The organism is Candidatus Zixiibacteriota bacterium, from assembly GCA_040756055.1.
Taxonomy (GTDB): Bacteria; Zixibacteria; MSB-5A5; order GN15; family FEB-12.
Genome location: JBFLZR010000006.1, coordinates 146,441 through 158,100, shown reverse-complemented (window position 1 = coordinate 158,100; position 11,660 = coordinate 146,441). Strand labels below are relative to the sequence as shown.

General features: G+C 51.9%; 7 protein-coding genes. 4 read left to right on the top strand and 3 right to left on the bottom strand.

The genetic code is table 11. The features are described from left to right. Positions 1 to 3 precede the first annotated feature (3 nt). Genes AB1483_12135 through AB1483_12125 form a run of 3 tightly spaced genes read right to left on the bottom strand, consistent with a single transcriptional unit; the run spans position 4 to position 4,183 of the window. Entirely contained in the window at positions 4 to 2,133 is a 2,130-nt protein-coding gene (locus tag AB1483_12135; protein MEW6413199.1) for a hypothetical protein, read from the bottom strand. Beyond that, entirely contained in the window at positions 2,134 to 3,270 is a 1,137-nt protein-coding gene (amrS, locus tag AB1483_12130) for an AmmeMemoRadiSam system radical SAM enzyme (GenBank protein MEW6413198.1), read from the bottom strand. It lies immediately after the preceding gene. Positions 3,271 to 3,277: 7 nt separating this feature from the next. Further along, on the bottom strand, positions 3,278 to 4,183 hold the full coding sequence (locus AB1483_12125; protein ID MEW6413197.1) for a DUF362 domain-containing protein: 906 nt from the start codon (positions 4,181 to 4,183) through the stop codon (positions 3,278 to 3,280). Positions 4,184 to 4,274: 91 nt separating this feature from the next. On the opposite strand from AB1483_12125, the gene amrB reads away from it, so the two are divergent. From amrB to AB1483_12105, 4 genes are all read left to right on the top strand, one after another. Then, a complete protein-coding gene (amrB, locus tag AB1483_12120) occupies positions 4,275 to 5,777 on the top strand; it encodes an AmmeMemoRadiSam system protein B (GenBank protein ID MEW6413196.1) in 1,503 nt (500 codons plus the stop codon). Positions 5,778 to 7,721: 1,944 nt separating this feature from the next. Next, a complete protein-coding gene (locus AB1483_12115) occupies positions 7,722 to 8,708 on the top strand; it encodes an IS110 family transposase (protein ID MEW6413195.1) in 987 nt (328 codons plus the stop codon). Positions 8,709 to 8,736: 28 nt separating this feature from the next. Further along, positions 8,737 to 9,375 (top strand): hypothetical protein, encoded by a 639-nt coding sequence (locus AB1483_12110; protein ID MEW6413194.1) that lies wholly within the window; start codon positions 8,737 to 8,739, stop codon positions 9,373 to 9,375. Next, positions 9,368 to 11,065, top strand: coding sequence for a hypothetical protein (locus tag AB1483_12105; GenBank protein ID MEW6413193.1), 1,698 nt, complete (start codon positions 9,368 to 9,370; stop codon positions 11,063 to 11,065). Before AB1483_12110 ends, AB1483_12105 begins: the two co-directional genes overlap by 8 nt. Positions 11,066 to 11,660 lie beyond the last annotated feature (595 nt).

Below are 11,660 nucleotides of genomic sequence, written 5' to 3'. Positions count from 1 at the left end.
TTTCTATCTTCTGATAATCAAACCCAGCAGCGCGATACCGCTAACCGCGGCGATCGCGATCAGCAGATATGTGAGTCCGATCACGGGAAGCAGCACGGCGGTGGAGAACAGCGCTCCGAGAGATGACCCGGCAATCTCCAGAGCATAGCCGGTGCCGCGATTTTCCTTTGCCTTGCGGCCGTAATATTGACGGGTGGCTCCGACAAAGAGGGCCCCGGAAGCCGCGGCGGTCAGCAGCAGAAACCCGGCGTGATAGAAAACGGCAAACTCTATAGTGCCGTTTTCATAGGTGAAGAGAAAACCGAGCGTAAGGACCATAAGAACGATGAGCGCTACAGAAGCGGTCTTATCGCTCTTTATCCAGTAAACAGCCACCGTCCCCAGCGATAATCCGAGCATGAAAGCTCCAATGAGAACAGCCATCGCCCAGTACAACGCTCCGGCGTAAGACTGAAATACATAGAATGAGATAAGTTCGAGCGACAGCGAGACAACTCCCGCCGTAAAGAACAAAAACAGGGCGAACTTCCCTTTGGCCCGCTTCGGAATAATGGTAGTAACAAATAGAATTATCAGCACCACCGGAAAAATCAGAAGCCAGAGCGGTTGCGTGAGAATCTGAGTAATGATAAGGTGATCCGCGCTGTCGACCTTTGACCTCAAAAGCGCCTGAAGATATGGCAGAATCGGCTTGTCGATGCTATTAACGGCATCGTACTGCCCCATCGCCGCAAGCAAACGATCCCTGCTCAGATCGTCCAGCCTGTCCGGGAGATAATCACGCGATACGAACTGAGCATTGTAATCCAGGCTATCGATGCGCGCGATGATACTGTCTACAGGAAGCCCGAATCGTGATGAATCGGAGGCGAAAAATACGGTGCTCGTGCCGGGCCATACCTCGGTGTAATGAAATTGACCGCTCAGGGTGTTGCGAATTACGGATAGAATCTCTGCCTGCTCATTGCCAATATACCGATCCGTGTCGTATCCGGTCGGTATTACAACCATTCCTCCCGGGTTCAGCGGCAGATGTTCAAAAAACGATGGTGTCACCAGTCTTCCGTTTTTATATGTGTCAAACATTCCCGCCGCGATAATCACGATATCGAATGTCCAATGATCGTCTGCTATCGGCGTCATCATGATTCCCGGATCGACATACAGATGTACCGGCAGGTGGTCGGTCGAGATTATGCCATCGATCACTTCACTCAATTGCTGTCGAGGATCTATAGCTACCAGATTGCTTCCACCGAAAATCTCCTCGGCGAGTTGAGAAATTCCGAACTCCGTTTGGCCTACATAGGCTATTGTCTCGGCATCGGGGTGGTACACCAGCGCCGGGATCAGGGCGTTCTCCGCTGCCATCGTCGATGGATAAACCGCCTCTACACTGTTATCGGTGAGTAGAATCACGTTGTCTTCTCTTGAGAGAATGGTTTGACGGCCATAGGGTGTATCGAACGACTTCTCGACCTGATACGGCCGGTATCGCCATTGATCGGCAACAGGTTCCAGATAACCGACTCCCACGAGGAAGATGGCCACCACAACGACCATTAGAAGCAACCGGCGCAGGCGAAAATTCCACGATGGTATAGCGAACATCCAGTCAAACAACGCTATGAACAGACCGACAGCAAAGGCGAGTTGAAGCCCCGATAGCCACGGCCCGATGGCGAACGCAACCAGGATGCCCCCCAAAAAAGCGCCGATACCTTCGAACAGATATACTCTGATAATCGATGGTTCGGTTTCCATTTGCTGACGCGCTATCGATGGGAAAAGCCAGCCTGAGATGATTCCTATCGGAAGCATAGCGACCATGGAAATCAATGCGGCCTGTGTAAATGGAATCACCTCACCGGTCATGTGGTCGGTGAGCATCGGTGAGAAGCGAACCAGCAACACCATTACCGGAAGAAGTACGGCGCCTCGCCAGAAGAGGGCGCCCGGCGAAGTTCGGCTGCGACCACCGAGGTATGCTCCGGCTGCAACAGAAATCAGCCACCCGAACAGAGCGGTTGAAATAAAAAGCTCGTCGCCGTTGAGTGAGGCCACCAGTTCCCTGAGAAGCAACACCTGTCCGACAACCGAGAAAAAACCGAGTAAAAACGCCCGGCGTATCACTTAGAAAATCCCCGGAATTTCGTGCTTACAGAACCGACATCTATTGCCATCAAGATTGAACTCATAGATTGTGTATCCCCGTCGGCCGATAACCGTTTTACCGCATTTGGGACAATAGGTTGATTCGGCCGGATGCCCCCGAAGGTTACCCAGATAAACATACTGTAAACCCTCCGCCCTGCTAATGGCGTGAGCGTTCTCCATAGTTTTTTCGGGAGTCGGAGGGAGATTCTTTAGAAGATATTGCGGGTAAAACCTTGAATAGTGAAGTGGCGTATCCGCACCAAGATAGGTCTTTACCCATCTCGACAGTTCCTTAAATTCCTGCTCGGTATCGTTCAAAGTAGGGACGACCAGATAAACAAGCTCCAGCCAGACACCGGCTTTCTTGATTTGAATCAGACGGTCGAGAACGGGTTTAAGTTCCCCCCCAACGATATCCTTGTAATACTGTTCACGAATCGCCTTGAGATCAACCTTGATAGCATCAAGATGCGGCATAAGTTCGATAAGTGGCTGCTCTTCAATATACCCACCCGTAATCATCACCGATTTGACCCCGTGCCTGTGCCCCTGTTCGGCCGTGTCGAACATGTACTCATAGAAGATGACCGGCTCCGAATAGGTATAGGCGATGGTCGACACGTTACGCTGGCGACATATATCGACCAGGCTCTTGGGGGGGAGGTCGAGGTTTCTTGTCTGTTCCGGACGGACCTGAGATATCTCCCAGTTCTGGCAGAACTTACAGTTAACATTACACCCGGCCGTGGCGATAGAAAGAGCTGTCGTCCCGGGATGAAAATGAAAGAGCGGCTTCTTCTCTATCGGATCAATATTCAACGAGCACGACAGTCCATAGACAAGTGTATAGTAAGTGTCTGACCTGTTTTCCCTCACGCCGCAGTACCCGCGCTCAAGGTCGGTAACATAGCAGTGGCGCGGACAAATTCCGCATTCTATGCCGCCTTCGGGCTTTTTCTTATAGTGTCGAGCCTCGACCGATGACAACCTGGTAGTGTAATCAAAAGCACAGACATTCTGAATACCGCCCAGAAACTCAGGAAGTAACTTCGATTGCGTCGCCGCCACCGCCGCACCGCATCCCACACACCTGATGAACGTTCGTCTTTTCACATTGGCCTTACTGCATATTCGCTATGCCGAGACGAATTGTCTCGACTTCGATTTTATCCATCACCGCCTCACCCAGCCCGATCTGATTGGCCGAAGCGAGATATTTGACGGGTCGTCCCGCCTTGTCGAGCGGCGGCAATCCCTTGTCCTTGCGGATCTTCTCCAGTATCTGAAGACCCACCGTGTCGCAAGCAACCGGGTCCTCTGATAATATTACGCCACCATAGTGATAGAAATAGTCGCCGATAAAACCGGGACCGCCATGATACTGCACCCGGACAGCATCGATAACAGTCAGGCGATTCTTCTTTCTTATCGGGTCCAAATTGCTCACATGCGCGCAGAACGGATTGCAGTTATCACCGTGATACTTGTTGGGATTGTGAATCGCACCGTACATGTTTTTCAGTCCGGCCGACATCCCCGCCAGCGAATGGTCTTTTAAAACAGGCAGGTTGATATTTATGTCAACCATCTCGGTCAGAATTTTTGTTACCAGCGAGTTAACATCGCCCGAAGTATAGAATTCACTGGAGTAGCCCACCCCGTTCGTATCGGTTCCTAAACATCGCCTACCCGCAAACGAGGCATTAAGTTCATATCCGGCCTCGCTGAGTTCCCGGTTGGAGCGCTCCCACACAACAGTGTTGTTCTCCGAGACTCCGGCTTCTACGAGCAGTTCGATGAGCGCGTTGGCAAGGGCTACCGGTGTTGAGTTGAGATGTTTGGCCAGACAGTTGGGTTTGATACCGACCGTCGTTGATTTTCCTTTGGCTCTGCCGAGCAAGCGATCCTTCAGGAAGTTGGAGCCCAACGCGCTGAGTCCGGCCTGAAGAATGTCCCGGTACTGCCTGACGCTGAGCCCGGACATCAAATCGGCGCCATCGTATCTTACAACAACCACACGGCTCATATATTAATTATACTACTTCAACTTACACAGCAACAGTTGTTTTGCCTTGACGAAGCAACATTGCCAATGCATCCTGATATTGATGATGCGTATGTCAAAATCAGCCTGTTTTATGCTTTCGGCGGCGTTTATCCTGATGCTTACGGGTGACACGGCCGCCGGGGTGCGAAAACCCGCGGTGGCCGGGACTTTTTACCCATCCGACAGCGCCGAATTGAGCCGGATGGTCGATGGTCACTTGGTCGCTGCCGGAGAGATTCCTTCGATCGACGGCCAGATAATCGCCCTTGTTGTCCCCCACGCCGGACTGATTTATTCGGGACCAATCGCCGCTTATAGTTACAAGTTGCTCGAAAACAGTAATGTCAACACCGTTATCCTGTGCGGCCCCTCGCATCGTCTCGGATTCGACGGTGTTTCTGTTTACGGCCCCGGCATCACCTGGCAGACGCCTCTCGGCGATGTAAAATGCGATGACTCGGTCTGCCAGACGCTTCTGGACTATGATGGCATCTCGGTCATTCCGGAAGCCCACATCAACGAGCATTGCCTCGAGGTCCAGCTTCCCTACCTGCAAACCGTTCTCAAAGAATTCGAAATCGTGCCCGCCCTGATAGGCTATCGCAACCACGACAATATCAAGCGCCTTGAAGGCGCCCTGTCCAGGGTGACTGATGATGCCCGCACGGTGATGATCGCCTCAACCGACTGGCAGCATTACCGTCCCGCCTCGCAGGGATGGAAACTAGACTCGGCTGGTATCGACTGTATCAAGCGGCTCGACCCCGATGCCCTCGAGTCGTATTTGCAGCAGGGTCGCACCGAAGCCTGCGGCGGCGCGGCGCTGGTCGCCGTGATGCGGGCTGCTATCGCCAAAGGAGCCAACCGCGCGAAGATTCTCAAATATGGCGACTCGGGCGACCTGACCGGTGATAAAAGCAGTGTGGTCGGCTACGCGGCCGCCGTAATATATAAAAGCGATGGAAAGGATACTTCAAACCCCACGGAGCCATCCGGAGGAGAAACCATGAAGAGCGATTCCTCTCCCAAATTTGAACTCACTGATGCAGATCGTCATCTGCTTTTAGAAATAGCCCGTACATCCATTGACTGCCACCTAAACAAGAAGCCTCTGCCGGACTATGATGTATCTCAGACACTCCGCGATAACGGCGCTGCTTTTGTCACGCTGAATAAAAGCGGCCGCCTTCGCGGATGTATCGGCTACACGATGGCGTTCAAGCCGCTGTGGGAAACTGTCTCCGAGTGTGCTGTCAAGGCGGCGGTCGAGGACCCCCGTTTCCCGCCCGTGATAGCGGGCGAACTGCCTGAGCTTCACATCGAAATATCGGTGCTGACACCGCTGGAAAGAGTGAAATCGCTCGATGAAATCAAAGTCGGGCGCGATGGACTGATGATCTCGCTGGGGATGCAGCGCGGGCTGCTTTTGCCGCAGGTTGCCACCGACTATGGCTGGACCGAGACCGAATTTCTTCAGCAGACCTGCCGCAAAGCCGGCCTGCCCTTGGATGCCTACAAATCCCCAAACGCTACCATCGAACGCTTTCAGGCGGTGATATTCGAAGAAGAATGATTCCTTGTAGGCTCCCGCCGCGGCGTGAGGCTACCGTGACGCAGACAAGGATATGCAGTCTGTGTTTGATAAATCAAACGCCTACGCAGCGAACGCAAATTTCCGTTTATTGAAATATCTCTCATACGTTTACAACGATTTGGGTTCGTTTCCTCATTTTGTTTTGTTTGCGCCAGACGCACATCGCTATCAGAAAAATCGAACACCGACGAATAACCCCCTTAGGGCGCATTTACCATCGGAGTTGTAGGAAATTTGTTTGGGGGATGTACATCTGTTGTGCTGCTTCAAAACACCCACCACAACATATAGCCCCCTGTCACAATCCGGATTAATGTGATTTGCGGACCGGGGGATTTGCGTATAATATACTGCACGGATGTATAGTATTGGTCGATATATTCCGGTGAATCTGAAGATTCACCGGGCACAACAGGTGACGGACAAATGGGACATCTGCCGCGCACAAAAACCACAACGCCACGGCGTTGTGCCCGTCGAGTCTTCAGACTCGACGTCGGGTGGCAGGCTCAAACTTGCTTTGGGCCTGACGTGCGCAGACATACAAGCGCAGATGGTAGGCGTTTGATTTATCAAACGCGACCCTAGCACAAAAAGTTAGAGCAACGATGGCTTTCTCCCTCGCCCTCCGGGAGAGGGTCGGGGTGAGGGCGTATTTTGTTCGGGCAGATGATGATCCCGCTTCAGCGGGACCGCGCACAAAAACTGCGTCTGTAGGCTCACGCCGCGGCGTGAGCCTACAAAGGAATCGTTGGAGATAAATGTCAAAACCTCCATCTGACGACGGACCCTGTCGGGTCCGCCGTGGGCGGATTGGGAAACAGGGATCCTGCTACGAAGAAAGAGGGCATAACCGTAGGCGTTTGATTTATCAAACGCATCCATGTTATGCCAAGACAATGGCGGGTTGAAGATAAACATTAAGCGTCGGGGCACAATTCCCCAAGGCGAATCAAGACCCAACGCAATGAAAAAAGGGTGACGGGCAGATGGGACATCCCGGCGCACGAAACTCCCCCGGGTCGATCTTCCGCACTTTCGCTACAACATCTTGGGTGAAAGCCCCCACGGTGCGGTGATGGGAGACCAATGTTGTGAGAAAAGACATGTACTTGAAAAATCATGAGAAAAAAACGGCGCGAAATGGCTTTCTGCAATCGCGCGAATCAGTTGCACAAAAACGAGTTAAGTGAATAAAACGCCTTTTGGGGTCCCTTTAAAAAATGAGCAAACAAAGCCAATTTACCCCCGAACACGGGCAGATGGGACATCTGCCGCGCACAAAAAAAGAGGTCGAAATTACAAAGGATTTCGACTTGCTGGCCCCCCGCGTGCGCGGGGGTGACTGAAAAAACGGGGGTGACTGAAAAGGCGGAAACGACTTAGCACAGAATTGGCAGGATCTTCATCTGACGATGAACCCTGACGGGCAGGGATCCTGCCCTACTGAAAGACTGAAGATGCCACAACGGTAGGCGTTTGATTTATCAAACGCGGCCTCTCGCGCAGATGTCATTTCGAGCTTGTCGAGAAATCTTAAAAGGCGAACAAAAGATTTCTCCCTCTGGTCGAAATGACAAATTTGGCGGCATCGGGTGGCAGGCTCAAACTCTGTTTGGGCCTGTCGATGGCGGGTTCGAAGACGGACAAGATGTCGGGTTTCTCACAATTGTATTTTTTTGAATCGGAACCCGACCTTGTATCTTGTCTTGGTCATTGGTTGCGTCAGATATTATGACAGACCGGGATGAAACTCTAACCCGACCGAGGCCGGAAAGCCTGTCTAGTAGATAAGTTCTCCCGGTCTGCTACAGGATCGTCTAATGCCGAACGGTATCTGAGGCGTCCCTTTGGGGCAGCCTGTATTGACAAGGTTGGCATCAGCGTCCTCAATCTGTAGACAATATAAATACGGGGGTTAAGGTGGACAAGAGTCGTTTTTGCGTGGGTGTGGATGTTGGCAAAGATGAGTTAGTCGTAGCCATTGCCGATAAAAAGACCCGATTCTTTGGTACAACCACAAGTGAGGTCAGGCGTATGTATCGCTGGCTAAACAAGTGTTCCGGCGGCGGTTCGATTCATCTGGGTATGGAAGCGACCGGAGTTTACAGCACCAAAGTAGCATTGAAGTTGGTTGAATACAATCAGACAACGGTGAGTGTTATCAATCCGGCTCAGATAGCAGCACATGGTCGAGTATTGTTAAAACGGACGAAGACGGACAGTGTTGATGCTCAGGTGATATTGGACTTTGTAATCAAGCACTGTCCTTTGCCCTGGCAGCCGCCATCGGAAGCTCATCGCCGGCTCTCTTCGCTGGTGACCCAGGCGGATGCCATCAAGGCCGAGATAGGTCAATGGAGAAGCCGTCAGCACGCCCATAAACACACACCCGAGTTACCCCGGGAGGTAACGAGTTCTGCCGCTAAGATTATGAAGACTCTACAACAGGAGTTGGTAAAGATCGAGGCCGCCATTGAACAACTCTGTCAGCAGGATATGCAACTAGCCGAGGATATAGCTATTGCAACTTCGATTGTCGGTATCGGCAATTGTTCTGCGGCTCAGATATTAGCTTACGGTGGTGACGCTCTGACCCAGCGAACTCGCCGTCAACTGGACGCTCATGCCGGACTGGCCCCGGCTCAAAGACAATCAGGGACTTCAGTACGAGGTAAACCTCACCTGGCTAAACAAGGCAATGCACGGCTCAGAAGAGCCCTCTACATGCCAACCCTCGTGGCGGTGCACCACAACCCTGTTCTGATGCGGTACTATCGGCGACTAATTGATAAAGGAAAACTCAAAAAAGTCGCTCTGGCGGCCTGCATGAGGAAAATGCTGAACATAATCAGAGCTATGCTCATAAAAAGAGAAAGGTTCAATCCACAATATCAACCATTGACATAAAAGACGGTATCTACGAGAAAGATAAGTCATGCGTACGATTACGGATTTGAAAAATATACTCGATAAGAAATGGCCCGAAGCCACTTTCAAAGCCGCCGAGAGCGAAAAAATAGTGTTCGCAACCGGTATCGAAGAAATCGACCGTCTTCTCCCCCACCGGGGTATCCCGCTTGGTCAGATGATCGAAATGACCGGCCCGGTATCATCGGGGAAGACCAGTCTTCTTTATAAAATATTAGCGAAAATCACACACGAAAGGTTGGCGGTTTATTTCGACTTGAGCAACTCTTTTTACCCATCGGCTGCTACCTGTTGCGGCGTCAATATAGACTGTCTCGTGGTGGTCAAAACGGGTGATGTTCTTTTGGGATTGCGCACCGCCGAGAGTCTTTTATATCACGGGAAAACATCGTGTGTAATCCTCGACCTCATCGATCAGGAAAAACCGCTTCCCATGACTTTACTCCACCGTCTTCGCATGCAAACCACCCGGAGCAAAGCGCTGACATTCTTTCTGACCGCCGACAACACGCAGATCATACCATCGAGCATTGTCTCTCTGCGCCTATCCGTGAGAAGGCTTGATCTGCGCCGTGTGGAGGTCGAGGTCACCAAAAGCAGAATATCAAAAGAGGGCCTTAAAACCGACTTGGTGCTTTATGATTAAAGATAGAATAGCCTGTGTGCTGGTGCCCGACCTGGCGATGCAGATTTGTTGTTTGAAAGATCCATCGCTTGAAAGCAAACCGGTCGTGTTAACCGAAACCGACAGCGAGTTGTCATTGGTGCTCGCCGCGAATAACATCGCCAAAAATGATGGCGTTACTATCGACATGACAGTGGCGCAGGCGCGGTCGTACTGTCCGGAGCTGGTCACCTGTCAGGTATCCCGTAAAACCGAACGGGCGGCATCGGAGAAGCTTCGCAATATCCTGTTCACGGCCAGTCCGCTGGTGGAAGAAACCGGCGCGGGATGTTTTTTCGTGGATGCTTCGGGGCTTAAGTGGCTTTACAAAACCGAAGATGATCTGGCGAAGCGGCTGGTTTCGCTGATAAGTTCTCTCAAGCTCAGGGTGCAGGTTGGAATCGGCAACAACAAGTTCGTCGCCCATGTAGCATCGCTGGTGTCGCCGGTAAATTCGTTTACGGTTGTAGCGGCCGATGCCGAACGGCGGTTTCTCAACAATCTGGCAATCGGTTATCTCCCTTTGTCAGATGACATGCGCGATAAGTTCCTGGCGCTGGGGTTGAAAACTATCGGGCAGGTGGCGGCGTTTCCATCGAACGAGATGACCACCCGATTCGGCGAAGAAGGAGCGAAAATCGCCCGTCTTTCCAAAGGTGATGACACCGATTTCTTCCTGCCGGAGTTTTCGCAAGTGCTGTTGTCGGCGAGAGCTTCGCTGTTCGACCCGCTTGAATCATCGGGCGAGATTGTTTTCCACGTCAATAAAATCCTGACCGACCTTCTCGAAAAACTCGGCAAAACCGGCCGGGGATGTAAAGCTGTGGATGTGCAGCTTCATCTTGAGACCGACGGGCAGATGAGGATCCCGCTTCAGCGGGACCGCGCACATACGGGTATTAAAACCTTGCACCTTGTTCTCAAGAAAGTCACGGAGATGCCTTTTAAATTCATTCGTTTGCTCAACGAACAGCTAAATGGTTTGAGGCTTTCAGGCAGAGTGGCGGATATTACCATCACTATCCCCGAAGTTTTACCTCTGGAATCATCACAGCTTGAGCTTTTGGGGGCATCAGGCTTCCATCACCGGCAGATGGGGACATCTGCCGGTCACAAGATGCAGGTGGGGACATCTGACGGGCACAAGATGCAGATGATGGGGACATCTGCCGGTCACAAGATACAGGTGGGGACATCTGCCGGGCACAAGATACAGATGAGGACATCTGACGGTCACAATGTTAGTGATGGCCACATTGTCGGTAATCAACATCAGATACAATTGTTGGCTCCTGCTGTCGGTGATGGGATCACTCCCGACAGTAATTGCAGTTTTTGCGCGATTGACTCGAAACCCAAATCGAAAAACACTGCCGTTGATACTTCGTGGCGTTGTTCTTTCGCTCTCAATCCAATCGCGGGGTTACGCCTGATACAGCCGGCCCGCAAGGCGACGGTAGCCTCCTGCGGCGCGAAGCTCAGTTCGGTAAGATTGCGACATCACACCCGCTCGATAGTCAGGCAGAATGGTCCGTGGGAGTTGTCCGGCGGATGGTGGCAGTATGGTTTTGACCGAATGTATTATGAGGTTCAGACCGATGATGATCGGTTTTACCTGCTGTATTTTGACCGTCAGGCGTCGGACTGGTATGTGCAGGGGGTGTTTGATTGAAGATAAATGTCAAAACCTCCCCCGTGAAACGGGGGACCCTGACGGGCAGGGGATTTTGACCTACTGAAGAAGCGTAACGGTAGGCGTTTGATTTATCAAACGCGGCCCATCGCACAAATGTCGTTTCGAGCTTGTCGAGAAATCTTAAAAGGCGAACGGAAGATTTCTCCCTTCGGTCGAAAAGACAAATTTGGCGGGTTCGAAGCCACCATAGTAGATAGTAGGTCGGCGTTCCGCCGGGCACGCCACGGGCAACGTGGCCGTGAGCCAAGAAACCCGACATGTTCAAACTTGAAAGGGGGCGATACCCTTATGGCGGGTTCTAAGAAGGACCCGCCCTACAGCAAAAAGTGCCTTGGCGGTAGGCGTTTGATTTATCACACGCATCACGTTATGCCAAACCACCGGTGATTACATCGCACTGGTAAATTCGTTCCGTCAGGCTTCCGAGTGCGCCATGCGGCGGATCTTGCGACCTTCGGAGGGCGTGTGACGGTTCGGGGTTGGAATTTGATTGCTGTCAGGTCACATCCCACCACAGGTGGGACAAGACCTGACCGAACAAAGATTATACTGCGTTTGTAGGTTCACGCCG